The 24,471-nt window shown below is 38.2% G+C and carries 27 protein-coding genes; 12 read left to right on the top strand and 15 right to left on the bottom strand.

What is annotated here, in order from left to right; genetic code table 11:
- Positions 1 to 133: 133 nt before the first annotated feature.
- Entirely contained in the window at positions 134 to 1,627 is a 1,494-nt protein-coding gene (locus PLEUR7319_RS0115655; protein WP_036800132.1) for an alpha-amylase family protein, read from the bottom strand.
- 78 nt (positions 1,628 to 1,705) lie between these two features.
- Entirely contained in the window at positions 1,706 to 1,888 is a 183-nt protein-coding gene (locus tag PLEUR7319_RS0115650; RefSeq protein ID WP_019506172.1) for a DUF4278 domain-containing protein, read from the bottom strand.
- 319 nt (positions 1,889 to 2,207) lie between these two features.
- On the opposite strand from PLEUR7319_RS0115650, the gene PLEUR7319_RS0115645 reads away from it, so the two are divergent.
- From PLEUR7319_RS0115645 to PLEUR7319_RS0115630, 4 genes are all read left to right on the top strand, one after another.
- Positions 2,208 to 3,710: an FAD-dependent oxidoreductase gene (locus PLEUR7319_RS0115645; protein WP_019506171.1), complete on the top strand. Its 1,503-nt coding sequence runs from the start codon at positions 2,208 to 2,210 to the stop codon at positions 3,708 to 3,710.
- A 158-nt stretch (positions 3,711 to 3,868) separates the two neighbouring features.
- On the top strand, positions 3,869 to 4,426 hold the full coding sequence (locus PLEUR7319_RS0115640) for a general stress protein (protein WP_019506170.1): 558 nt from the start codon (positions 3,869 to 3,871) through the stop codon (positions 4,424 to 4,426).
- Between the two features lie 14 nt (positions 4,427 to 4,440).
- Positions 4,441 to 5,052 (top strand): DedA family protein, encoded by a 612-nt coding sequence (locus PLEUR7319_RS0115635; protein ID WP_019506169.1) that lies wholly within the window; start codon positions 4,441 to 4,443, stop codon positions 5,050 to 5,052.
- Positions 5,053 to 5,749: 697 nt separating this feature from the next.
- A complete protein-coding gene (locus tag PLEUR7319_RS0115630; protein WP_026102554.1) occupies positions 5,750 to 6,358 on the top strand; it encodes a GNAT family N-acetyltransferase in 609 nt (202 codons plus the stop codon).
- Positions 6,359 to 6,393: 35 nt separating this feature from the next.
- Here PLEUR7319_RS0115630 and PLEUR7319_RS0115625 read toward each other — a convergent pair whose 3' ends face one another.
- The 3 genes from PLEUR7319_RS0115625 to PLEUR7319_RS0115615 form a co-directional block, all read right to left on the bottom strand.
- Positions 6,394 to 6,831: a hypothetical protein gene (locus PLEUR7319_RS0115625; protein WP_019506167.1), complete on the bottom strand. Its 438-nt coding sequence runs from the start codon at positions 6,829 to 6,831 to the stop codon at positions 6,394 to 6,396.
- 115 nt (positions 6,832 to 6,946) lie between these two features.
- The gene (locus tag PLEUR7319_RS0115620; RefSeq protein ID WP_026102553.1) at positions 6,947 to 7,258 is read right to left on the bottom strand and encodes a hypothetical protein; all 312 of its coding nucleotides are present in this window, start codon (positions 7,256 to 7,258) and stop codon (positions 6,947 to 6,949) included.
- Between the two features lie 117 nt (positions 7,259 to 7,375).
- Positions 7,376 to 7,990, bottom strand: a complete 615-nt coding sequence (locus tag PLEUR7319_RS0115615) for a 7-carboxy-7-deazaguanine synthase QueE (RefSeq protein WP_019506165.1) — start codon at positions 7,988 to 7,990, stop codon at positions 7,376 to 7,378.
- A gap of 183 nt (positions 7,991 to 8,173) precedes the next feature.
- On the opposite strand from PLEUR7319_RS0115615, the gene PLEUR7319_RS38200 reads away from it, so the two are divergent.
- On the top strand, positions 8,174 to 8,686 hold the full coding sequence (locus PLEUR7319_RS38200; protein ID WP_144054319.1) for a hypothetical protein: 513 nt from the start codon (positions 8,174 to 8,176) through the stop codon (positions 8,684 to 8,686).
- A gap of 41 nt (positions 8,687 to 8,727) precedes the next feature.
- Here PLEUR7319_RS38200 and PLEUR7319_RS0115605 read toward each other — a convergent pair whose 3' ends face one another.
- Together PLEUR7319_RS0115605 and PLEUR7319_RS0115600 are read right to left on the bottom strand one after the other, a co-directional pair.
- Positions 8,728 to 9,636 (bottom strand): DUF3365 domain-containing protein, encoded by a 909-nt coding sequence (locus PLEUR7319_RS0115605; protein ID WP_019506163.1) that lies wholly within the window; start codon positions 9,634 to 9,636, stop codon positions 8,728 to 8,730.
- A 270-nt stretch (positions 9,637 to 9,906) separates the two neighbouring features.
- The gene (locus PLEUR7319_RS0115600; RefSeq protein WP_019506162.1) at positions 9,907 to 10,599 is read right to left on the bottom strand and encodes a DJ-1/PfpI family protein; all 693 of its coding nucleotides are present in this window, start codon (positions 10,597 to 10,599) and stop codon (positions 9,907 to 9,909) included.
- A gap of 98 nt (positions 10,600 to 10,697) precedes the next feature.
- Here PLEUR7319_RS0115600 and PLEUR7319_RS0115595 point away from each other — a divergent pair, with 98 nt between their 5' ends.
- On the top strand, positions 10,698 to 11,396 hold the full coding sequence (locus PLEUR7319_RS0115595) for a LuxR C-terminal-related transcriptional regulator (RefSeq protein WP_036798953.1): 699 nt from the start codon (positions 10,698 to 10,700) through the stop codon (positions 11,394 to 11,396).
- Between the two features lie 31 nt (positions 11,397 to 11,427).
- Here PLEUR7319_RS0115595 and PLEUR7319_RS0115590 read toward each other — a convergent pair whose 3' ends face one another.
- The 3 genes from PLEUR7319_RS0115590 to PLEUR7319_RS0115580 are packed head-to-tail and all read right to left on the bottom strand — an operon-like array spanning position 11,428 to position 15,364.
- On the bottom strand, positions 11,428 to 12,624 hold the full coding sequence (locus PLEUR7319_RS0115590; RefSeq protein ID WP_019506160.1) for a hybrid sensor histidine kinase/response regulator: 1,197 nt from the start codon (positions 12,622 to 12,624) through the stop codon (positions 11,428 to 11,430).
- Positions 12,625 to 12,657: 33 nt separating this feature from the next.
- Entirely contained in the window at positions 12,658 to 13,092 is a 435-nt protein-coding gene (locus tag PLEUR7319_RS0115585) for a response regulator (protein WP_237743582.1), read from the bottom strand.
- Positions 13,043 to 15,364 carry an ATP-binding protein gene (locus tag PLEUR7319_RS0115580; RefSeq protein ID WP_019506158.1) on the bottom strand — a complete coding sequence of 774 codons (2,322 nt, stop codon included), beginning with the start codon at positions 15,362 to 15,364 and terminating at the stop codon, positions 13,043 to 13,045. The genes PLEUR7319_RS0115585 and PLEUR7319_RS0115580 overlap by 50 nt, the downstream gene beginning before the upstream one ends.
- Before the next feature lie 468 nt (positions 15,365 to 15,832).
- Here PLEUR7319_RS0115580 and purE point away from each other — a divergent pair, with 468 nt between their 5' ends.
- From purE to PLEUR7319_RS0115565, 3 genes are all read left to right on the top strand, one after another.
- On the top strand, positions 15,833 to 16,330 hold the full coding sequence (gene purE / locus PLEUR7319_RS0115575) for a 5-(carboxyamino)imidazole ribonucleotide mutase (protein ID WP_202804296.1): 498 nt from the start codon (positions 15,833 to 15,835) through the stop codon (positions 16,328 to 16,330).
- Between the two features lie 184 nt (positions 16,331 to 16,514).
- Positions 16,515 to 17,390 (top strand): beta-carotene hydroxylase, encoded by an 876-nt coding sequence (gene crtR, locus PLEUR7319_RS0115570; protein WP_019506156.1) that lies wholly within the window; start codon positions 16,515 to 16,517, stop codon positions 17,388 to 17,390.
- A gap of 68 nt (positions 17,391 to 17,458) precedes the next feature.
- Complete coding sequence (locus PLEUR7319_RS0115565; RefSeq protein ID WP_019506155.1) at positions 17,459 to 18,397, top strand: o-succinylbenzoate synthase; 939 nt, start codon at positions 17,459 to 17,461, stop codon at positions 18,395 to 18,397.
- An 89-nt stretch (positions 18,398 to 18,486) separates the two neighbouring features.
- Here PLEUR7319_RS0115565 and PLEUR7319_RS0115560 read toward each other — a convergent pair whose 3' ends face one another.
- A complete protein-coding gene (locus PLEUR7319_RS0115560) occupies positions 18,487 to 18,747 on the bottom strand; it encodes a sulfiredoxin (protein ID WP_019506154.1) in 261 nt (86 codons plus the stop codon).
- Between the two features lie 74 nt (positions 18,748 to 18,821).
- Here PLEUR7319_RS0115560 and PLEUR7319_RS35545 point away from each other — a divergent pair, with 74 nt between their 5' ends.
- Positions 18,822 to 19,607, top strand: coding sequence for a WD40 repeat domain-containing protein (locus PLEUR7319_RS35545; protein WP_083892487.1), 786 nt, complete (start codon positions 18,822 to 18,824; stop codon positions 19,605 to 19,607).
- Between the two features lie 173 nt (positions 19,608 to 19,780).
- Here PLEUR7319_RS35545 and PLEUR7319_RS0115550 read toward each other — a convergent pair whose 3' ends face one another.
- A complete protein-coding gene (locus tag PLEUR7319_RS0115550; RefSeq protein ID WP_019506152.1) occupies positions 19,781 to 20,620 on the bottom strand; it encodes an IS5 family transposase in 840 nt (279 codons plus the stop codon).
- Positions 20,610 to 22,154, bottom strand: a complete 1,545-nt coding sequence (locus PLEUR7319_RS35540; RefSeq protein WP_019506151.1) for a DUF6399 domain-containing protein — start codon at positions 22,152 to 22,154, stop codon at positions 20,610 to 20,612. The genes PLEUR7319_RS0115550 and PLEUR7319_RS35540 overlap by 11 nt, the downstream gene beginning before the upstream one ends.
- An 84-nt stretch (positions 22,155 to 22,238) precedes the next feature.
- Here PLEUR7319_RS35540 and PLEUR7319_RS0115540 point away from each other — a divergent pair, with 84 nt between their 5' ends.
- Both PLEUR7319_RS0115540 and PLEUR7319_RS0115535 read left to right on the top strand, forming a co-directional pair.
- Positions 22,239 to 22,640, top strand: a complete 402-nt coding sequence (locus tag PLEUR7319_RS0115540) for a hypothetical protein (protein ID WP_019506150.1) — start codon at positions 22,239 to 22,241, stop codon at positions 22,638 to 22,640.
- On the top strand, positions 22,637 to 22,858 hold the full coding sequence (locus tag PLEUR7319_RS0115535; protein WP_019506149.1) for a hypothetical protein: 222 nt from the start codon (positions 22,637 to 22,639) through the stop codon (positions 22,856 to 22,858). Before PLEUR7319_RS0115540 ends, PLEUR7319_RS0115535 begins: the two co-directional genes overlap by 4 nt.
- A 113-nt stretch (positions 22,859 to 22,971) precedes the next feature.
- Here PLEUR7319_RS0115535 and PLEUR7319_RS0115530 read toward each other — a convergent pair whose 3' ends face one another.
- On the bottom strand, positions 22,972 to 24,042 hold the full coding sequence (locus PLEUR7319_RS0115530) for a P1 family peptidase (RefSeq protein WP_019506148.1): 1,071 nt from the start codon (positions 24,040 to 24,042) through the stop codon (positions 22,972 to 22,974).
- A gap of 105 nt (positions 24,043 to 24,147) precedes the next feature.
- The gene (locus PLEUR7319_RS0115525; protein WP_019506147.1) at positions 24,148 to 24,420 is read right to left on the bottom strand and encodes a hypothetical protein; all 273 of its coding nucleotides are present in this window, start codon (positions 24,418 to 24,420) and stop codon (positions 24,148 to 24,150) included.
- Between the last annotated feature and the right edge of the window lie 51 nt (positions 24,421 to 24,471).

Genomic DNA, 24,471 nt, shown 5'->3' with positions numbered 1-24,471 from the left:
CAAATTAGCTCTAAAGCATCCGGTAGTGTTGTCAAACTTTTGAAATTATACGTTAACAAGAGCGTCCAATGACTTCCGTTTTTTGGATGCTCTTGTTGTATCAAATACTACCTTGGCAGGAATTTTCAGCCCGTCAAGAAATTTTAGCTCCAATATGAATAGCAGCAGCACTCATAGATGGTAAGGAAATATTAGCTTCTCCGTTATGATTGACTTTGATTACGGAGCCACTGCATTGAGAGCCATTGTCCGTTAACTCGCCATCAATCACATTGCAGTATGTGCCTTGTGTCAGGCTAGTCTTAAAGGTGCGACTCAAGGTGTTTCCTTCTCGATTGATGACCACAAAGCCTCGATCGCCACGTCCAAAAGCGATCTGGTTATTGCCATTAGTCCACCAGTCAGTCACCAAGAATTTTTCCGATGTGAAATTGTGAAAAGCGACCATATTGGCGATGGGTCTCCAGCGATGTTCGCATTTCCATTCATCAAAGCAAGTGGGTTCACCATCAACATAAATATCATGGGTATTCCCTGCCATATCAGAGGGGGGACCCTGATTACCATCAGAGAATTCGTAGCTAGACATGATGCGTGGGTAACCGTAAGGCCAGGCCAACATAAACACATTAGTTAGGTCATAAAGGATGCCATCTTGATGAGTAACAATATGTCCGCCACCGCCATGGCCTCGTTGATTATCGTGGTTATCGACAAAAACTAAAGCATTGCTACTTGGCATAAACCCCCACTCTTCGCCAAAGTTTTCTAGCCAAGCTAATTTACCATTGAAGAAAGTATCGCTGAGTTTGACACTGTATTTGAATTCAGTGACATCGCCATTCTGGAAGTATTCATTAGCGGTGATTGGTTCGCCACCTTGATCGATAACTTCTTGATAAATGTAGGGTTCCCCTTTCAGGCTACTTGTAATGGCTTGGATATCATTGGTACTCATATGCTTGGAGGCGTCCAAACGAAAGCCAGCAACGCCTAAATCGATTAAATCGTTCAAATAGTTGACAATTTGTCCTCGCACATAGTCAGAACTAGTATTGAGATCGGCCAAATTGACCAACTCACAGTTTTGGACTTCCCAGCGATCGCCATAGTTGTGGATGTCGTCATTGCCATTCTTACCACAATGGTGAAAGTCCTGAAAGGAATACAGACGAGGATAATCATAAGGTTCATACCTAGAGCCTACATAACCGACCCCACTACCCACACCTGTCATGTGATTGATAACAGCATCGACATATACATCAACACCCACAGACTGACAACGGCTTACCATGTCTGCAAATTCAGAGCGTGTTCCACTCCGACTTTCAATTTGATAGCTGACTGGTTGATAGCGTTGATACCAGGGAAAATTATTGACAACCGCATGTTCATTCGGTGGGGAGACTTGCACTGCGGCAAAGCCTTTTGGTCCGAGGAAACTTTCGCATTCTTGAGCAATATCTGGCCATTTCCATTCAAATAAATGGACCGCGACGGTTCTGGGGGAAAGTGTTTGAGCTGTGGCGGCAGGTGTCCAATAGATTGAGCTACCTAGAAACCCAAAAATAGCCAATAGTACCGTCAAAATTTTAGATAAACGGAATCTAAGCTTGTAAAGCATACGCATCTTGATTACTCGTTTAGATAGGGACAGTTAAAATCTTTTGATGACTAACTCAACTGAAAGAATCATCAATTCTCATGCCTCAGAACCGTAAGCTACACCGCGATATTTGCGGACACCTAATTGAGATTTAGCAGAGAGTAAAGGCTGGCAGCGAGTATAACTTTGTCCCAGGAAACGAGCAGTATGTATCGAAGGCTGGGTTTCAATTTGATTGTTAGATTTAGAGTAAGCTTGACCTAAAAAACGTAATTTCATTGTTTCTATCTCCCGTTGGTTAACTTGCTTCAGTATTTAACGTGAGAATCGGGAAGAAGTGGAGAAAGTTTAGCTGATACAGTTGACATATTTATGACGGACTACAAGCAAGCGATCGCTTTTTAGACTGATATTTAACCTTTAACCATGGTGTCTCATTCTGATTAGTTGCGCCTAAAATATATCTTCACTACTATCGCTTTCTCTAGAAAATATGTCATCTTAAAACAAGTCAGAGATAATTCTCCATATGTAAAAAGCGATTACGCTGCGCGTAGCCTTCGGATCGCCTAAATAATCAGTAAGCCCATTATTATAAATGTCAGAACAGAAAAAAATTGTTGTTATCGGTGCAGGATGGGCTGGTTTAGGAGCAACATCCCATTTAGCTCAGCAAGGTTATGATGTCACATTATTAGAAGCAGCACCCTATCCTGGGGGGTTAGTGGCAGGTTGGAAAACTCCAGGTGGAAGATCGGTTGAAGGGGGCATACACGGATTCTGGTATCCCTACCGTAATATTTTTGATCGAGTTAAGGAACTTGGGCTGGAGCCTTTTACTCGTTTTACTCGCTCTTCACAATATTCTCCGGCGGGGTTAGAAGTTGAATCGCCCATTTTTCAGGATGAACCTCGTTTACCCTCTCCTATGGGTACATTTATATATACTCGCTTTAAACGCTTACCTTTGGGCGATCGCCTTTCGGCATTACCTTTGCTGTATGCAGTAATTGATTTTGATAACTCCCACGAAGCATGGCAACGCTACGACAAAATTACTGCTAGAGAATTGTTCAAACAGTATGGGGTTTCGGAACGGCTGTACAAAGAATCCTTTGAACCGATGCTCTTGGTAGGTTTGTTTGCTCCCGGGGAACAGTGTTCTGCCGCCGCCGCTTTAGGAATGCTTTACTATTTCATTCTGGCTCATCAACCTGATTTTGATGTGGTGTGGTGTCGGGGCACTGTCGGAGAGAAAATATTTAAACCCTGGATTGACCAAATTGAGAAGGTAGGAGGTAAAGTTCTAACTAATAAACGAGTTAGTGATATTGTCATCGATGAAACAGGTAAAGCCACAGGAGTAAAATGTGGCGATGAGTTTTTTGCCGCCGATGCAATCATCTCTGGAGTAAGTGTTACCGGTATCAAAAAGATCGTCGAAAATAGTAGCACTCTAAATAATTATTCTCAGTTCCGTAACCTAGCTAATTTGAAAGGCATTGATGTTCTAGCAACTCGCCTGTGGTTTGATCGCAAAATTAATATTCCTCTCCCATCTAACGCTTGTTTTGGTTTTGATGCCACAACTGGTTGGACATTTTTTGATCTCAACGATCTTCATGATGAGTATCACCATGAACCCAATAGTGTTATTGAGGCAGATTTCTATCATGCCAACCAACTTTTAGGGATGACAGATGAACAAATCACGCAAAAAGTACACCGCGATCTAACTACCTGCATTCCTGCTTTTGGTTCAGCACAATTAATTGATAGTAGTGTAATTCGCGTTAAGGAAGGAGTCACTCACTTTTTCCCTGGTAGTTATCAAAACTTGCTCTCAGCCAAAACTGATATTCCGAATTTATATATGAGCGGGGATTGGATTGTAACTCGACATGGCTCTTGGTCACAAGAAAAAGCTTATGTTACAGGTTTAGAAGCTGCCAACTTGGTTATTGACCAGTTTAATATGGGTGCAAAAGCAAATATTATTCCTATCGAAGCTGATGAACCCCATATTCAAGTGGCTAGAACAATCAATAAACAAATTAGGAGCTTCAGTAGTAACTTATTACCTAATTTTTGGTTGCCATAAACGCTATTTTAAAACTGCTTCGCGGTCAGCTATTAGCTAGTTAAACTAGAGATGATTTTCGAGAGCGATTTGATAATTCCTATACATCTATGGTGGGATGTATTTTTTGGCTGACTAATTCAAAATGTACCTGCAATTACAAATAAATTAAGTTTTCTATGACAAATAATAGTTTAAAACGTGCCGTTGGTACATTTTTTACCCGTCAAGACGCAGAAGAGGCTCTAATGGAGCTTAGAGATGCCGGCTTCAATATGGATCAAATATCAGCGATCGCCCAAAATCCTCAGGGTGAAGATAACCTAGCTGATGTAGAAGTTCAATCTAGTTCAGAAAGAGCAAAAGATGGCGCAGAAACAGGAGCAGTTATGGGCGCGACTACTGGGGGAGTATTAGGATTAATTGGTAGTTTGAGTATTTTAGCTATTCCAGGTGTTGGTGTTGCTACAGAAGTTGCAGTATTGCTGGGCAATGCTCTTTTAGGGAGTGGTATAGGTGCTGCTGGTGGTAGTTTAGTTGGAGCTTTAGTGGGTTGGGGTATTCCCGAGGAACAAGCACAATACTACAATGAGCTTTTGGCAAAAGGCAGTTATATTGTTTTAGTAGAGGGTACAGAAGCTGAAATAAATGGTGCAGAAGCTATTTTGCTAACACGCAAAATATATAACTGGAATGTTTATAATGCTCCTGGAAATCACAATTTGATGGGAATTTAACTAAATAAGTATTAATGCTTGAGTCTATCGTCAACATTATAAATTCCCTGGGTTATCTGGGTATTGCTCTGTTAATGGCATTAGAAAATTTAGTACCGCCAATTCCCTCTGAGGTAATTATGCCTCTATCTGGATTTGCTGTTACTCAGGGAAAATTGCAGTTTATTTATGTTGTCCTTGCAGGAACAATTGGTTCAGTATTAGGAGCAACTCCTTGGTACTTTCTGGGAAAATCTTGGGGATTAAGGCGGACACGAAAAATAGCCGATCGCTACGGGAAATGGCTAACGCTCTCAGGAAAAGATGTCCAAAAAGCTAAAATCTGGTTTGATGGTAAAGGTTACATAGCAACGGCTGTTGGTCGTCTTATACCAGGGATAAGAACTTATATTTCTCTTCCCGCAGGCATTAGTAAAATGCCTCTATTGCCGTTTTTAATATATTCAACGGCAGGCTCAATTATTTGGGTGAGTTTTTTAACTTATGCCGGTTATATTTTAGGTGAAAATTATCATAAAATTGGTACATATTTAAAACCATTTTCTACATTTATCTTGATTTTAATTTTAGTTATTTCTATTTATTGGATAGTCAAAAGAAAAACAACTGAAAGCAATAAAAGATAATAAAAATATATTATATCAATTATTTTAACTGTTTATAATAACTGACAGTTTTTTTCATTTAAAGAATAAGTATATAGACTATAAATTATATTTATAGAAAACATTAAAATCGATCATTTATTGATTCCAATTTTGAGATACAAGTATTTTTTTGTAGCATAAATTAATCGATACATTTGCGACACATTTTTTTTACCTAATCTTTACACAGTAACGCTTTGTGTCATTGTAATATTACATTTACTGCTCTAATCTCTAATCTCTAATTTAACTATATAAGCCAAAATTATAATGGAGTAAATAAATGTTTGTTTTAAGCTTTTATTATTCTCATAATAGTGTTTAAAAATCCAGTTAAATAAATATTTATTTTGGTTAACCAAAAACACAAAATATCATCATAAATTGCAGCTCGATTTGATTTAAATCTTATCGATAAAAGACTTAATAATAAGCAACCATCAGTTTTAATAATATATTTAAGCTCACCATAGCTTTTAAAATTGCTCGTACGGATATTAGCTTAAGACTATTTCAAAAACTAAAGTAAAACAATTGAGCCTATTTTTACTTGTATAATTTTTTCTAACATTGGATAAATGCATACTATCTATCAATAAATTATCAATTAAAAATACATCTGTTCACTTCACTTTATTTTTTAAATCACCATACAAATATTTGTAATTATATTGTAGTGAAGCAAGCTAATGCTTGTTTTGAAGCTTCACTGTTTTTATTGATGCACCAGCCAATTAGTGAAGATATTATTATTCGTTTAGCCAAACCTGAAGATTCAGAAATCATCGTTGATATTCAGTATAATGCTATCAGAATTATATCGGCAAAAGATTATAATTATAGACAATTAAATGCTTTGTTGAGAAGTAAAAGTTTCCAGAGAAAATCAAAAGAAATTATTTTTGTTGCTGAAATTAATCATCAAGTAGTGGGTTTTGCATCATTGATATACCCTTTCAATACTGTTGGCGGAATTTTTGTCAGTCCCGCATTCGCCAGAAAAGGAGTCGGTACAAAATTGTTGCAGCGACTTGAACAGGAAGTTATTGCTAATAATATTCCTATTCTTTGGGTTAGTTCTTCTTTAACTGGTTATCCTTTTTATCAAGCCAATGGTTATCGTACTATTGTCAGAACCAACTTCCCACTATATTCAACCTATATCCCTGTCGTTCAGATGAAAAAAAGATTATTATCAGTTACTAGAAAGGAAATATTTAGGGAAGTATACCAATTTTTTGCTGTGATAGCGATGACAACTATAATTACTTTTTTATTTTTGTAAGAAACACAGACCGTATTTACTTTAAACGAGTAATATTATGGTCTGACATTGACGGTATAGGTTAAATCAAAAGGAGAAAAGGAAGTCTGATCTGTTGCTGTACCACTGATTTCTAGTACATAAGCTCCGGCACTTGGAAAAACAATGTCTGCTCCGGGGATTTGTTGGTATTTTTCGACATCAATTGCTTTTAACTCAGGCTGTAAAATTGGTTGAGCATCAGCAGTACGAGGAACAGCGTAAACATTTAACTCGCAGTTACATTCTGACAAAGGAATGCTTTTTCCTCCGCGACGAGTCAGAGCGAACCAGGCTTTGGTTTTATTGCCTGCTCGGGGATTATGATTAGGTTCAATGTGAAATGTAGCTGCTACTTCGTTAGATATTTCCACATTGTGGGCAATTACTGGTGCCGTTAGTAAGGTGAAAATTGATATTAGGCTGAATTTTTTGACTGAATTCAAATTAAACATCTAATTAAAATAAACTTTTTGAGCAAAAAAGCAGGAGCAATATGAAGCGAAGACTTATCAGACTAATCATCTTCATTTTACTCCCAGAAATAAGACCGACTATTTTTGGTGATTTTTAATTTACTTTGGGTGTAACTTCGGAATCAAGATTTCGAACTAGATTTCTACAACCTGCACAGTCACAACCATAAAGTGTGATCGCCTTATCTCCTTCGCGGTCAATTGCTGCTGCTGCTTCCTGATCATATTCATTACAACTACAATCAGCGAAAGGATAATCTGTTTGTCTGGCAGGAATATTGCTAACCGGGTTATCGATTTCCGGAGCAGTAAAAACATACTCTTTAGCATTTACAGAATTAGCGGCGAAAAAAGTCAAGGCTACAGAGCTAGAACAACCGAGAGCAGTCAGTAATTTATTATTCATCAATTCCATCCGCATTAATTAAATTAAAAATAAATTATATCCTCCGCAAAATTAATTTTTTGGTATGAGCGAATACTTGAAGTTTTAGGCTGAGAATTTTTATGTATAAATCATTGTTTACTGAACTTGCAGAAGTTTATGAGTTTGCAGACTAATTCGCCACCTTGGATGGTGCAAAATATAGTTAAAAATCAATTCTTTGCTTTGAGGTGATTTCCATTCTGGTTGCAAGTAACATAAAGTTTTTTCTGGTACTAACGCAGCTTGTTGTTCAGCCCATTTTAAGTCATCCTCATTACTAATAACTACTTTTAATTCATTGGTCCGGCTATAAATATTGTTATGGGGTGCTTTAAACGTCTTGGGAGAAAAAGTGACCCAGTCAAAATCTCCACTAAAAGGATGGGCGCCAGAAGTTTCTAAATGAACCTGCATTCCTTCGTTTTTGAGAGCGGCGGTAAGAGGTGCTAAATCGTGCATCAAGGGTTCTCCCCCCGTAATAACCACGATCGCCGGATTGACTACTTTAGCAGCGATCGCTAATTCTTGAGTAGACTGTTGGGGATGATTTTGGGAATTCCAGGAGTGTTTTGTATCGCACCAAGGGCAATGGACATCACAACCTCCTAGACGAATAAAAAAGGCATTTACTCCTGTCCAATACCCTTCTCCCTGAACGGAATGAAAAGTTTCCACAATAGGATAAGTAACAATTTTGGTAACGCTGTTCAAGATAGTTAATTTTGTTGGGAACAATTAAAAATAATATCTTGATCTTAAATCTTATTTTCCTTAGACATCCCCCTTTAATAATTAAGATGATGAGTTATGCTTGGTGTCATCTATAAAATCAAATTCAATCAAGTTGAAACTGACTGATTCTTGTCTTGGATAGATGTTGGAGATAGAAAGGTTATGACTATATTGTCCATAGAAGAATTTAACCAGAAATCTAGATCGGGTGATAGTGCTTACGAAAAAATTTATCAGGAGAGAACTATTGTTGCTGGACTAGCATTTTCTGTAGCTCAAGTCGAAGCTGCTGAGCATTATTGTCAGAAATATACTAGCGAAAAAAACGGTGCAATATGCATTATAGTCAGGGAAAAAAGTTTCCTGCGAGTATGGAGTGAAATCTCATCAGGTCAGCAAGAACCGTTGAAAAAACAGCAGGATGTTTCTTCTAATTTATCCTTAACAGAAGAAACAAGTGAATCCTCAGACAATCTTTTAGTTGTCGAAGAAGAGTTTATCGATGTTTGTCAAACAATATTGACTGAATATATTGGTCCGGTTGCTCCAGTTATCTGTAAAAAAACTTTGGCCAAAAAGCCTCAATTGACTCGCACACAATTTGTCGAGATTTTAGCCAAAAAAATATCTGACCCTCAACAAGCCCAAGAATTTCAACAAACACTTTTGAATTAAAGTCAAATCAGCAGATGTTTTAGAAATTACAGTTTGAATTGCTAATCTTCTTCTTCTTCAATCATCTGTAAAGCCATTTTGAGGCTTTCAACCATGCGGTTAAGAGATTTAGCTAAAGAACCAATTTCATCTTTACTATTATGATTAAATTGTAGATCCAGATCCCCCGTGCTAATTTTGTTAGATAACAATGCCATTTTTTTCACAGGTTGAATAATTGCACTTTTTAAGAATAAATTGATCAAAGCGATCGCAATTAAAAAGATCATCCCTACAATACTTAGTACTGACAATTGTAATTGACGGGCGGCTTGGTATACATTTCTGGCGGGAACAGAAACAATCTGAGAAGCAACAATTTCATTTAATTTCCAACCAAAGCCGTGTTCACTGCCATAGGTACTGACTAAATTTGCTGGAGCTCTTTCTGGGGTATCATGACACTCTAAACAGCTAGCTTTTTTAATTGCTAGAGGTCTAGCGATATAGTAAAACTTACCATTGCCATCAGTACGAAAACCGGTTTTTTCCTTAAGCTGCTCGTTTTGACGGAACCTCTGGGTAATTTCAGTTTCAAATTGATCTGCCTTATCTCTGGGATTAGTTGGATTAAGAGTTGCTTCTTTGTAAAGAAAATTTTGATATTCTGGCTGCTTTCTTAGCCCTTCAAAAACTTCGCGAGCTGAATAGGCTGGTACAGTTTCGGGTATAAAATATTCCTCACTGGCTAAACGAGATGCCAACTCTGGCTTCACTTGTGAACTAGTGTAATTTCGCACTGAGTTCATGGTTTCGATAATTAGAAAAGCTTTATCTGCTACTTCCTGTTCAATTTTAGTTTCCAGAATACGGGAGAGAAAAATACCACAAGCGGCGATCGCACTAATTAAAATACTGATTAAAATTAGGTTAAGCTTAGTGCCTAATTTTAGATTTTTAAAAGCCAACATAACTGTGCTCGAATTTTGTGAACAATAACTATTGTTAGATTGCCCAAAATTCTTAGCAAAATTAGGCTAGATACAGAAAAAAGGGTGACTTCTCAAAAAGCCAGGGATCGCTCACCGCAAAAACTTAGGATAGATATAAGGAGGCATATGGGGAAAGTTCTCCCAGAGATAAATATGGTTTTGAAGGATAATTTACCAACAAAATAGTTCAGAATTAAGCATTATTAATCCACATCAAGCGTAATATTTATCAACGGTCACAGCAGATAATTATCCTCTAGTTTGACTCATAATTTCTTTAGTTTGAGTCATAAACGCTGCAATTAAAGGTTGACCCAATTGAAGCAAAGGTTCTACTATTTCTTTTCCTGCGGTTTCTGGAGTACCTGCATTGAAAGGTGGTTGAGGATTATATTCCATCATTAACTGAGCCATTTTCGCAGTATCTTCACCACAGATTAGATTTAGTAGAGTTAATCCGAAATCGATGCCTGAAGTTACACCTGCCCCCGTAATGCGATCGCGATCAATTACTACTCTTTCGGGAATAACCTCTACTCCTAACATAGCTAATTGATCGCGAAATGCCCAATGACAGGTAGCTTTGTAGCCTTGTAATAGATTCGCTGCTGCCAAAATTAATGAACCCGTACAAACGCTAGTTATGTATTTAGCTGTGTTACTTTTCTGCTGTAAAAAATTCAAAATTTCCCTATCTTTCATTACTTCAATTTGACCTATTCCTCCACCGGGAACGCAAATAATATCAAGCGTAGGACAATTATCTAGTGTTGTTGTGGGTGTGATTATTAAGCCTTCGTTGCTGGTAATAGGGGTTAATGTTTTCCCAAGTAAATGTATGGTTGTATTTGGTGGAAAAGCCAAAACTTGATAAGCAGCCATAACATCTAATTGAATTACATCAGGGTAAACCAAAAAGCCAATGTTTATTTGTCCTGTCATTATTTAGTTATTGAGGGAAAATAGACGATCTGAAACGATAATAAAGAGAAACTAATTATCTGAATAGTACCCAAGTGGGTATATTGTCACTGTTAATCATGACTTTTCACTCCTTATTTCAAAGAATGGCAGGGGCATCAACTGAAGCTGAATTAAAGTATTTGTTGATGGATAACCTGAACCAATATTTTGGAGTACAACGCTGGGGAATTTATTTAGCAGATCGAGAAAATGATCTAATTAGTTGTGATGTCAAAGGAGTAAGCGATCGCTTTGTGGAAAGATATCAACAGATTGGTCAGTCTGTCGACCCCGTACTCAAATATGTCCAAGAATATCATGCCCCAGCTCATGAAGAATTAGTATTGCCCAAGGGGACATGGAAGCAAAGTCAACTTTATCAAAGATGCTGCATTGAATACGATCACGAGCATATTATGACAGGTCCTATCATTGGTAACGGTCAATTAATTGGGACAATTAACTTTGCTCGTATTGGTATTACTCCCGCTTTTGATGTTCAAGATTTAAGTAATTTAAGTGCCGTATGTATGCACTTATCTGCTTGTTTAACTAATTTACGTTTTCAAGCTGTTCCTATAGAAAACCCATATTTCAAGTTATTAACCACAAGAGAAATTCAAATTGCCAATTTAGTTGCCCAGGGATTGACAAATGTTGAAATTGGCAAAGAATTATGGATTAGCCAAAATACAGTAAAACAAGCTTTGAAACGAATGTTTCGTAAATTAGAAGTTAGTTCCCGTACTGCAATGATCGCCAAGTTAAAAAGTTAAGTTGCTTAGCTGGCGATCGCCATAGCACAATCTAAAGTAGGGGCAAGGTTACGGTTACAGTTGTGCCTTCGTTAACTTGACTATCAATTTTGATTTCGCCTTGGTGAGTTTCGACACAGCTTTTAACAATTGCTAAACCTAAACCTGTACCTGGAATTCTGCCCACGTTACTAGCGCGATGAAATGGTTGAAACAAATTTTGATGGTACTCTTCAGGAATACCAATTCCCCAATCTTGGATGCGAAAAACCATCACTTGTGATTGAGGAATTAGGTCAAATTTTATTTGCTTGCCATCTGGGGAATATTTAATCGCGTTTGCCAGTAAATTGCCTAAAATATGTCTTAATAAACCTTCGTCCCAAGCAGATTGTTTAATTTCTCCTTGAACATCAAACACAATTTGAATTTGTTTTTTGTCAGCATTAAATTGTAATTGTTCTACTAACTCCAAACAAAATAGCTCTAAATTTAAGGGAGTCAGGTTACAGCGAAAAGTATCAGCATCAGTTTGTCCGACCAAGAGGACTTCATCCAAAAGTTGCACCATATTTTTGCTGGCATTACGCAGCATCTGAAATAAATAGACTTTTTTCTCTTCATTCAAGCGATCGCTTTTATTTTGGAGTAATTCGGCACAAGAAAGTACCGTGGTTAAAGGACTACGAAAATCATGGGAAAACATCGAAACCAATTCTGATTGAATATGATTGATTTCTTTGGCTTTCATTAATTCAGCAGTTTTTTGCTGAATTTGGTTCATTAGATTTTCGTTAGTTTCTCGCAGTAAGTCTGAGGCTTTTTGCCGCTCAATCGCATATTGAATTGAGCGTACTAAAACATCAATATTTATTTTACGCTTCACCAAATAATCCTGTGCCCCTTGTCTGACAGCCTCAATCGCTTGTTGATTGTCATTGGTATTAGTCAAAACAACAATTGGTAGATGGGCAAAATTTTGGACTATTAATTCTACAGAGGCTAATCCTTGACTATCAGGTAAAGTTAAGTCGAGTAAAATTAGGTCAAAATGCTCTTGTTTAAGTCGATTTAAACCATTTTGAAGTCGGGTAACATGAGTTAAGCTAAACTGATTGAGATTAAAGTTCTGCAAAATTTCTTTGATTAATCTAGCTTCAGCCACATCATCTTCAATCAACAAAATTCTGATCACTTTCTGTTCAATGTTAGATTGCAGTTGAGATACTCCGACGGAACTTTCAGACATAATTTCCCTGAACTGGTGCTAATTGGCAAATTGCTATTGAGAAGGGAGAGTTACGGTAGTTAGCCAAAATTCCTCAATTCGCTTGACTATTGTAAATAACTGATTAAGATTACGGGACTTGGTAATAAAACAGTTAGCGTTGAGGTCATAACTTTGATGAATATCATCTTCATTTTTAGACGTAGTTAATACAATTACAGGAATCCGCTTTAATTCTGAATTGGTTTTAATTTCTGCCAATACTTCTCGACCATCTTTTTTGGGCAGATTTAAATCCAAGATAATTAAATCAGGGCGTAACGCCTCAGCATACTCACTTTCTTGACGCAAGTATGCCATGGCTGCTACACCGTCTCGGGCAGTTACCATTTGGTAATCAATGGAACTATTTTTTAATGCCTCTTGAATGAGTCGTATATCAGCTTTGTTGTCCTCCACTAAAAGAATGATTTTTGGCTTTGCGTCCATTTCTAAGGTCACGTTCACTCCCTCCTACTGGGATCGTAAAGTAAAAAGTAGCTCCTTGGCCTAATTCTGACTCTACCCAAATTTTGCCTCGATGACACTCAATAATTTTTTTGCAAATTGCCAAGCCCATACCCGTGCCTGGATATTCATCTCTGGTGTGGAGACGTTGGAAAATGATAAAAATGCGCTCGCTAAACTGCGGATCGATACCAATGCCATTATCTTGAACCGAGAAGAGCCATTCATCTTCTAAGCGTTCAACTCTAATTTCAATTTTGGGTGGTGCCGTACTACGGAATTTGATGGCATTGACAATTAGATTTTGGAATAATTGCATTAACTGAGTGCTGTCCGCCCTTAATGCGGGGAGAGGATCGGCAACTATAATCTGAGCATTACTGTCGCGGATGCGTCTTTGTAAATTAGTTAAGGCTTTTTCTAGGGCAACTTCTACATCCGTAATCTTGAATTCGCTTCCCTGAGAATCTACCTTGGAATAAACCAGCACATCATCAATTAGAGTTTGCATTAAACTGACCCCATCAACGGCAAACCCAATAAAGTCCTTGGCATCTTCGTCTAGGCGATCGCCATAGCGCATTTCTAGAAGTTGAACATAGTTGGAAACATGATTTAACGGTTCTTGTAAATCGTGGGAGGCAACATAGGCAAATCTTTTCAACTCGGCGTTAGAGCGTTCTAAGTCCTGAGCTAAAAGGGCTAGTTCTTCTGCTTGTCGTAGCACTATATTGACAATGGCTCGTCTTAATTCTTTGACACCATTAATTTCTACTTGCTTCCAGGGCAACGAAGTTAAACAGACTTCCTCTTTCCATAATTCAAAGGATTTGCGGGGAGATAAACGCAGTCCAACCTCAGAGTTAATAGTTTCATAGGCATTATTAGGATCGCCACCCCAGTTTACTGTTTGAATCACCTCTCGTCGAAACCAAAGAACATAGTTACGACGAGAAATAGCCATCGCCACTAAGCCACTAGCAACATTTTTATAGGCTTCGGCTTCAGGATAAATCTCTGCTAAGGAATCGGTATAAAATACCTCTTCATTAATATTTTTATAGAGCCACTGTACCAAAAAACTAAGTTCTTCTTCTGTGGGTGTTTCCCCCACTAAAGTCCAATTTCCATTGAAACAAACCGCTGCTCCATCTGCTGCTGCTAAATCGAGAAAATCAGACTCATCTTTGACTAATCCATCGACAAAATTGGCTGATTCTGTCATCTGGTCAACTAGCTGCGATCGCATGGTAGCTAGCTTCATCCGATAGTCATAATCTTCACTTTCTTCTCGATTAGAAATTTCAGAAAAAATAACTCGCCCTAAGAATTCACAGGCTTTTCGTAATTCATAAGGGACGTACTTAGGGGTTAAATGATGGCAGGCAATTAATCCCCAGAGCTTGCCATCTTCAATCAAGGAAATAGTTAATGATGCACCTACCCCCATGTTATGGAGATATTCTAGATGGCAATTATAAGGACTTCTTAAAATGGAGAGCGTAAGATCTACAGAGCGATCGCTGTGGGGGTTTTTAGCGGGGAACAATTCTACAGGTTCGGCATAGGCATCAGGAATAAGTCTGATCCAATTGGAACTAAACAGCTTTCTAGCTGGCTTGGGAATATCGGAAGCAGGAAAATGTAGATTGAGATATGGTTCGAGATGGTCTAATTTTTCCTCTGCGATTACTGCACCATGATCGTCTTCGTCAAACTTATAGAGCATGACTCGATCAAATCCCGTTACTTTGCGCACCTCATGAACAATAATTTGGCAAAAATCTGACAAACTGGCAGTCTCTTGCAATTGATTAATCGAAGCTCTTGCCAGATGATAAAAACTGAGGAAAGGAATATTTTCTTGAGATGCTGCTGGCTCTAACTCTAAGATTAAAATACCATCTTTATTGCGATGAAAAACTCCATCAAAGATGACATATTCATCCCCTTCTTTTCTCGCCCATATTTTAGTTGGGTTGATAAAGTCAAGGTTATCTTGATTCACTCCTCGTTGAATAATTTCAAATTGAAATGGATCGAGTAGCTCTTCTAGGGTGTGCCCAATCATCTCCTCAGGATGAATACCAAATACCGAATAAGAATTCGTAGTTGTCTGGACTATTTTTAGCTCTGGCTCTTGTAGAACCAAAATAACCCCATGAGGCTGAATCAAACTAGAAGTATGAATTGCTTGCTTTTCTAATTCATTTAGACTACTAATACTGGCAAGTCGAATCCTAGTATCTTTCACTATTTTGCTCCTATATTTTAGGTTGTGGTGATGAACAGTAATCGGTAGAGCTTTATTGGTATTTGGGAGACATTGATTGAACTTAAAGTTGCTTAGATTTTTCCTCAGTTAAGTTTTGGCGAGTTTTACCAAATCCCCAATTTTTCTGATTTGATACGAGAAAATGAAATTAAGATTGAGTTAATGATTGAACTAATTAATTTTTTTCGATTTTAAATAGGTACTCTTACTAGAATAATCAACTAAAACTAGTTAATTATTGGGATTAAAATTTGTAATGCACTTCTTAAAGAACAAACACAAAAATTCAATTTAAGTAGTCTAAGATGAATTAATTTAACCGTTTCTTCTAAATTCTTGCTTTTGATTTCCTCTTTATTGCTTTCCTTTTCCCAAACAAGATAAGATACGGAGTTTAGAATTGAGCAAAGAATCTTGAGTGAAAATACATCATTAGTAGGAATTATTATGGGCAGTGATACCGATCTGCCTACTATGGAAAAAGCGATCGCCGTATGTGAATTCTTTAATATTAACCATGAAGTAGCTATTATTTCAGCTCACCGTACTCCTGAAAGGATGGTTAATTATGCCCGCAATGCCCACAAAAAAGGGATCAGAGTAATTATTGCCGGTGCAGGAGGGGCGGCTCATTTACCAGGAATGGTAGCTTCTTTAACTCCTTTGCCAGTCATCGGCGTACCGATTACTACTCGCCAATTAAATGGAGTGGACTCATTATATTCGATTGTGCAGATGCCTAGAGGAATTCCGGTGGCTACAGTTGCTATTGGCAATGCTCAAAATGCTGGTTTGCTGGCGGTACAAATTTTGGCTACTAGCGATCCACAATTACAAAACAAAGTAGAACTATATCGGCAGAACTTATCACAAATGGTACTTGACAAACAAGAGCAACTTGATAAATTGGGTTATCAAGCCTACCTGGCAGGGATGAAAAATTAATAATTTTTCCTGGTGGATCATTTCGATCGAGGTATAACTTCTCTTAATAATTAATAGTTAAACTGATTAATTTTTAAATGAGAAAACATTAGAGTATTCTTTACAATTCTTTACCCGCACTAGAAATTAGTGTAAACTACCTGAGGAAAGTTATATATCAAAAGTAAGAGGAGCGAAGGAAAAGATGCAGTCGGCCCAGACACTGCGAACAGTATCAAGAGAGTATTTAAAAGCTCCTGGTGGATTGAACCCCAATGTGTTGATGGTGATTGCAGCGATCGTGTTGCTGACTATATCGACCGCTGGTTATTTTACAGGGAAGATTCCTGGTTGGTGTTGTTTTATGGCCAATGTTTTGGCATTACATTTGTCAGGAACAGTGATTCACGATGCTTCTCATAATAGCGCCCACAGCAATCGTGTAGTAAATTCGATATTAGGGCATTGTAGTGCCTTGATGCTGGGATTTGCCTTTCCTGTTTTTACTAGGGTGCATCTGCAACATCATGCTCATGTTAACGATCCCGAAAATGATCCCGATCATTTTGTCTCTACTGGTGGTCCTTTGTGGCTAATTGCCGCCCGTTTTTTTTACCATGAATTCTTTTTCTTTCAAAGACGTTTGTGGCGTAAGTATGAGTTACTGGAATGGTTTCTCAGCCGATTAGTCTTAGTTACTATAGTTGGTTTGGGTATCCATTATGACTTTATTGGTTATGTCATGAACTTTTGGTTTGTTCCTGCTTTGGTTGTGGGAATAGCACTGGGATTATTTTTTGATTATTTACCTCATCGTCCTTTTAAAGAACGCGATCGCTGGAAAAATTCTCGGGTGTATCCTAGCCCAATTTTGAACTTGCTAATTTTAGGGCAGAATTATCACTTAGTACACCATCTTTGGCCCTCTATTCCCTGGTATAAATATCAAGCAGCTTACTATGATACCAAGCCTTTGTTAGATGCTAAAGGTTGTGAACAATCATTAGGTCTTTGGGATGGTAAAAACTTTCTCAGCTTTTTATACGATATATTTTTAGGCATTCGTTTCCATAAACATTGATATGAGTTCGGAGTTCGGAGTTCGGAGTTATTAATTTTAGAGTTTAGGTACTCTTTTAAAATTAAATAATGGACGAGAGATTTAAATTCAAATTTGATATTTATCAACGTCGCTTTAAATACCCCTTACGTACTAGTTATGGTGTCTGGAAAGTACGTGAGGGGATTATTATTAGTCTTGAAGATCGAGCAGGTAAAGTTGCTCAAGGAGAAATCGCTCCTCTATCTTGGTTTGGCTCAGAAACCATGACTCAAGCATTAGAGTTTTGTCAGCATTTAGGGAAAATAATTACTGTTGCGGATATTGCTGCTATTCCCGATCGCCTTCCTGCTTGTCAATTTGCTTTTGAATCTGCTTGGTTGGATCTAATACAAGCTCAAGATAATAGACAGCCTGATGATTTAGACTATTGTTATTTATTGCCTGCTGGAGAGCAAGCTCTAACTACTTGGCAAGAAATATATCAAACTCAATCAGCAACTACTTTTAAGTGGAAGATTGGGGTTTATCCTTTAGCAACAGAAATTGAAATTTTACAGCAATTAGTTAGTATTCTTCCGCCACAGACTAAATTAAGATTGGATGCCAATGGAGGCTTAAATCTTCAACAGGCGCGAAAGTTGTTAGAAGTGACGGATACTCTTAAGGCGATCGAATTTGTGGAACAGCCATTACCCCCTAATAATTTTGCTGAAATTCTGCAATTAAGCCAAGAATACTCAACATCTTTAGCATTAGATGAATCGGTAGCTAGTTACGAACAGCTAAAATATGTCTATCAACGAGGTTGGCGCGGAGTATTTGTGATCAAGGCGGCGATTATGGGCTTTCCTAGTAAACTTAATAAATTTTGTCAAGATAATTCTCTGGATATTGTTTTCTCATCCGTTTTTGAAACCAAAATTGGTCGCTGTGCAATATTAAAATTAGCGCAAAAACTGTATCATCCTCGTGCTGTAGGTTTTGGTGTCAACCATCTGCTAAATGACTCCGCTTCAAAATTATAGCAATACCGACTTACATTAGGACACTGATTACTGATTACTTACGAGTAATCAAATGAACTTGTCCTAATACAACTTTGTACGGCTATAAACTATGCCATATGCGCTCTTAATACAGAACGGGGAGCCCTTCGCACCCGACATTTGATTGTTTCTTTCCCTAAAAGTTGATGAGCTTCATAGCGATGACAACCAGAAAAACCGTAATATTGTCCTTCAACTTCCAAGACATCAATCGGTTCAAGTAATCCGTCTTCAGCAATTGAATTAGCTAAGCTGATTACTTTTGCTCGGTCTGTCTGTCTGGGTAGAGGTCGATGAATTTGATTGACTGGAATTTCTCGAATTTGCATAGTAATGAACTCAAATCAAGGTGTAAACTTTTAACTTCTACAACATCAACTACTAATGTCGAGTTGACTTTTTTATGCGAACCACAACGAGAAGAAAGGTTTTAAAATATGGAGTTTTGACGTTGGCAGGAATGACTTTAGTCGCCCTGCTTACAAAAATATTAAAACCATCCTCAGACGAATCTCAATTTGCAATCGAGCTAATTGACAATATTCAGATTACCCCATCAGAAGAAATCTGGTCTTTAGCTATTTCGCCCAATGGTCAAACTTTAGTTAGTAGTAGCGAAGATGAAAATATTAGAAGTTGGAATTTGACAACTGGCGAAACCAAGGGGATAATCTTTGCTCATAATGAGATAGTGTATGCTCTAGCATTTAGTCCTGATGGTCAAGTCTTTGCCAGTGCGGGTAAAGATAAAAGGATAAAAATCTGGAATGCTCAAGATAGAAGCCAGTTAGGATTGCTTCAAGGACATCAAGATGCAGTCAGAGCGATCGCCATTAGTCCTGATGGTCAATATTTAGTTAGTGGTAGTTGGGATAAAACCGTTAAAGTTTGGCAACTAGAAAGCGGTGAGTTAATTACGACTTTTGAAGGTCATCAAGATCGTGTTGTCACCGTAGCCATCAGTAACGATTCTCAAGTTGTATTTAGTGGCTCGATTGATAATACGATTAAAGTATGGAGCATCAAAGAGGCTCAATTAATCACTACCCTCTCGCAGCATGATGATTGGGTTTTGGCATTAGCTACTAGTCAGCAAAAAAATTTGTTAGTTAGTAGTGGCAAAGACAGCACTCTTAAACTTTGGCAATATCAATCAATAGAACTCTTGCAAAAGTTTTTTATGGTATGATAATCGTTTATTTTTAAAAATTTCTGTGGGTTAAAATAATGGAAGTTGAGGATTCTTTGAGTAAGTAAAAATAGAGCGATCGCTAAATAAAAAAAAATGGCAGCATAAATTATTTCAGGAAATTTAATAATGACTGAAATCAGGAAAATTAATCTAGTTTTTCATCAAATTACTTAAGCTAATTCGTAATTATAAATACCTGCTATTAAATTACTTCTTAAACCAAATCTTCGGTGACGATTTCGATAGGGAAAAGATAATATTTTAAAGATTTTTAGCCGACGGTTAACGTGTTCCACGGCAATTCTTAACCGATTTAATTCACGATTATATTTCTTCTGGTCTTTGGTTAACTTTTTCTTTTTAGATTTCTTAATTGGGGTTTCACTCAAATTATGAAGTTTAGCAATTCCTTGATATCCTTTATCAGCTATTACCTTAAGGAATTGATGAAATTTCGTCTGACTATTTTTAAACAGTTTAAAATCATGCATTTTGCCTTTTGAGTGGGCCAAACATATAATTTGATTACTTTTTTGTCCAAAAACTACTTGAGTTTTTAAAGTATGCTCTCTTTGTTTGCCACTATAAAATCTTTTTTGATGTTTGGTAGGTCTTTCAATTGGACTCTCCATAACATCCATTAAAATCAAGTCTTCATCAAGAGACGAATCTAATAATTTCTTCTTTCCTGGCAAACTAAATTTTCGAGATTTAATTAAGATGTTTTCGATTTTTCTAACTAAACGATATACCGTAGATTCAGCTATTTTCCAATCTTTTGATATATGAAAATATGTTCGATATTCTCTCCAATACTGTAGAGTTACTAATATTTGATCTTCAATAATTAGTTTGCTTGGACGACCAGGTTTTTTCTTTTGCTTTTGTTCTGCCTTGACCAACCGTATCATCAGTCGAAAAGTTTGACGTTTTACTCCAGTAAATCGCTTAAATTCTCTTGAAGAAAGTTTACGAACTCGCCAATATTTCCTGCTTAATTTAGTAAACAAGTAAATCTTTCAATATACCATAAAAAACTTTTGCAAGAGTTCTATTGTTCTCAAGATACTCAAACAAGTCGGGAAATTTGCGCCCAAATAATCTCTCAGCCGCAGTAGTGCCATCGGTTCGTTTAAGAGCGAAATTATGAATCACAGTAGAGACTTTTAAACGGTTGCTGGATAGTCCTCGTCGATTATGATGAACTTGAGAAAGATATCCATTACGCCCCTCCACAGCAGAAGAACAACGTTGAAACTTACTGACCATCCAAATCGCCCAATGCTGCCATTGCTCTCGCTCCAAGGAACTCAAACTCATTGTCATCGGATGAATCCGGAGAAACTCTTGTGTTTTCCAGGAAGCTGCTTGATAATCCCCTCTCAAATCAGGATTTTTGGTGCGCTGAACCTGTTGTTGCCAATAAGCTGCGGGCAGTAAATAGTCCTTGACCCAGTGAACAAGATTGATCTCACATCCACAAGCAGCTAAACATTGGTCAACCCAAGACCACCAAAGATCAACTATGGCAGATAATGATTCAATTTGATTTTTCATCGCCCTGAGACTATTGCGAGAATCTTTAAGCTGATGAGTTTGTCTGAGAGTTTGAAGCGTATGAAGGATCGATTGAAGCTCCATTGCAACAGTTTCCGTAGTTTGAGGTCGATTCTCATTAAGGGCAAAAGGATGTAAACAGGTGCTGAGGCGATGACAGCAATTGTCATAGGTGAGCCTTGATTGTTGTAATAGTCTTTGATTGGTTTCTATTTGTGCGATTAATTCTGGTTCGGCTCTCTTCTCTGTTTGCATTTTTAGTTGTTTTTGGAGCTTAGCTCCTAAACAGTTAAGTTCTAGAGCCAGACTGCGGTTTAAGTTATAAAGAACATGAAATAAGTCCGCAATCGAAGTTGTGCCTAAATCTTTAAGAGCTAGTTTGACTATGGCCTTCGCTCGGTCACTCACTAAATATTTAACTGTCAATCCCAATGGTTTAAATACTTGAGTGACTTTTTCTTGCCAAGTCTCAAACTGACAATCTTCCGTGATCTCTTCGACAAAAATATAACCCGAAGGTAAATCGAGCATCACCAAAATAACTTGGTCAAAAAAGGTTTCATCTGCCGCCGCACAAACTTCGACCTGAGATGAGCTGGTTCTTAATTGTTGTTCTTGTTGTCGTTGATAGTCAATGATTTTCAACTCTATTTGAGACCTTAAACTGCGTAATGCCGTGGGTGAAACTCCTATGTGTCGCTGTAAGCGCAGTAAATGGAAAAATTGAGAGAGTCTCTCACAACCAATTCCCCCCTGAAGAGCAAAGACAAAAATGGTTGCTAAAACCAATAAGCGAAGCCAGTCCTGTCCCGCTTCCGTTTCCCATAAAGAAGATTCTGGATGTTGATTTCGCCGTGCTATTCGATGGTATAGTCGATGTGCACTACTTTTGGAGAGCTTCGTTTTCTTGGCCAAACGGCGAAACGATGTTTTACCCCATTCATATCCGGCTTGAAATACAGCTTGACAACGTTGTCGTAAATTCATGATGAGTCAGAATTGACTTTGTTCGCGAAACAGTTTCGCGAACAAAGCTACAATTATATTTAGTCGCACCTCCACATTTCAACCATGTCTGACAAAACTTCACCGGCTCGACAACAGGAAAAACTCAATCGTGCGGAAAGATTATTAGCTACGATTGCTACTCTCGAAGCTCAGATTGAGAAGATTTCGGCATCGGGAGAAGTCGCGCCCCCAGGCTGTTGTCTAGCTCGCTACCAAGCACGAGGTCAGTACAAGGCTTACTGGTATTACAAACTACAAGCAGTAGAACCGATCTTTGTCTCGAAACAAGGATCGGGCAAACCTTCCCGTTACAAACATTTGGGTGCTGCGGGGACTCCTGCTCATGTTGATGCTGTTCAGATGGTAATAAGAAGAGTTCAAATTGATGAACTCCAAAAATCAATTGATGCGCTTCGAGATAGTTGGTCAGATTTATATTCTGATATTTCTGATAAACCAACATGAGTAGTGACAGATTTACTCCACATCAGAAACTAATTATTCAGCGAGCAATTTTGTTCGCAGAAATGATTCGCGAACTCTTTCTTCTTTTTGTCCCGCCTTACGTTGGTTGCCGCAGGATTTATATATCAATACAGGATTTAGCGATTGGCTGCGCCACCGCTGAAAGCGATCGCAATAACCATGGAATGGTTAAGGTCGGGGTAGGGTTTAGGGATTAGGGAGGATCTCTCTTATGTTAAGACGTCTAACATCGAGTTCTTCGATTCAAGTATCCACTTAAATTTGAATTTTCAAACATGCTCTCTAAATATTTGCTAGTGAATTGTAACGACTATAGATCGTCAACTCCTGGATAAGAAGGAATTCCTTTAGCAGCGGTCACAGCACGAAAGATCGCCTGGGATGTTACTTCGGCAGCTATAGAGCCAATTTCTGTCACGTCATCCGAATCTAACTCTCCTGTAGCTACAGAGAACAAAGTATCGCCGTCAAAAGGTGTATGGGCGGGTACTATAGAGCGAGCCAAACCACTGTGAGCCATCCGAGCTATCTGAGTAACTTGAGCTTGATTCAAAGAGGCATTGGTGGCAACCACACCAATAGTCGTGTTTTGTCCAAAATCAACAGTAGACGACCCCAATTGCTGTAAAATCTCTTTTGCATTTAGAAGTTCTTTGCCATCCTGAGTCCTAATACCCGCAACAACGTTTCCCGTTTGAGGATTGATCGCACTACCTACTGCGTTAACCACAACAATAGCTCCCACCGTGATGCCGTTTGTCAAAGTTACAGAATACGTACCGACTCCTGACTTCATCGCTCTTTCGTTACCGAGCAATTTTCCCACGGTTGCCCCCGCTCCCGCTCCTACGTTACCTTCTAAAACTTTTTCCGATGTAGCAGCTAGTGCTGCCTGATAACCACAGTTACTGTCGGGTCTAATTTCTGGGCGATCGCCAACTTGAAGATCGAATAAAATAGCAGCAGGAACTATGGGTATTCTCAATTCCCCCACTGGAAATCCGCTTTCTCTTTCTTCCAAGTACCGCACAACCCCTGAAGCAGCATCTAATCCAAAAGCACTGCCACCAGCCAAAGAGATGCCGTGTACTTCTTGGACTACATTAACTGGATCGAGTAAAGCAGTTTCTCGCGTCCCTGGTGCAAAACCGCGAATATCAACACCTGCAACTGCTCCTTTTTCGATCAAAATTGCCGTACAGCCTGTAGGTCGCTGTTTTAGGGTATGATGCCCCACCTTGATTCCTGCCACATCAGTTATTCCTTCCCCTGGAGAATAGACAACTGATTTTTGCGCCGACGAATAAGAGATATTCAGACCCCAAAAAATAAAAATTGTGGCGAAAAAAAATAAAACCGATCTTAGTTTTGGTTTGAACATTCTATGTAGTAATATAGCCTTTCTCATATTGGTAAGATATACCTGGGTTTGGTTGGAGACTGGAGATTAGATAAGGATGACTAGAAATTAGTTGTTCGTGGATAATTATCCTTCTGTTTGAAGATCGAGCCTAAAAATGCCCTGACCAGGAACGAGAAGCCTTTTGGGATCGAGTTCGGCTTTTAAAGCTGTAAATGTTTTCCAACTGTCGTCAAAGTGACTTATCCAGTCTTCTCGACTAAAAGGCAGGGCGTTAACTGGATAGCTTTTTCCGCCTAGATCTCTGGCTCGCTCGAACAGAGAGCGATTCTTGACTAGCAATGTATTTATTACTTCTGGATCTGGTTTTGCAGTCTGAAGAATACTAAAAAGATACACAATTTCTGGCGTTGTTCAAACGAGGGTTACAGTTGGAGGAAAAATCACTTG

The organism is Pleurocapsa sp. PCC 7319, from assembly GCF_000332195.1.
Taxonomy (GTDB): domain Bacteria; phylum Cyanobacteriota; class Cyanobacteriia; order Cyanobacteriales; family Xenococcaceae; genus Waterburya.
The sequence above is the reverse complement of the archived record's forward strand: the minus strand, read 5'-3'. Positions and strand labels throughout refer to the sequence as shown.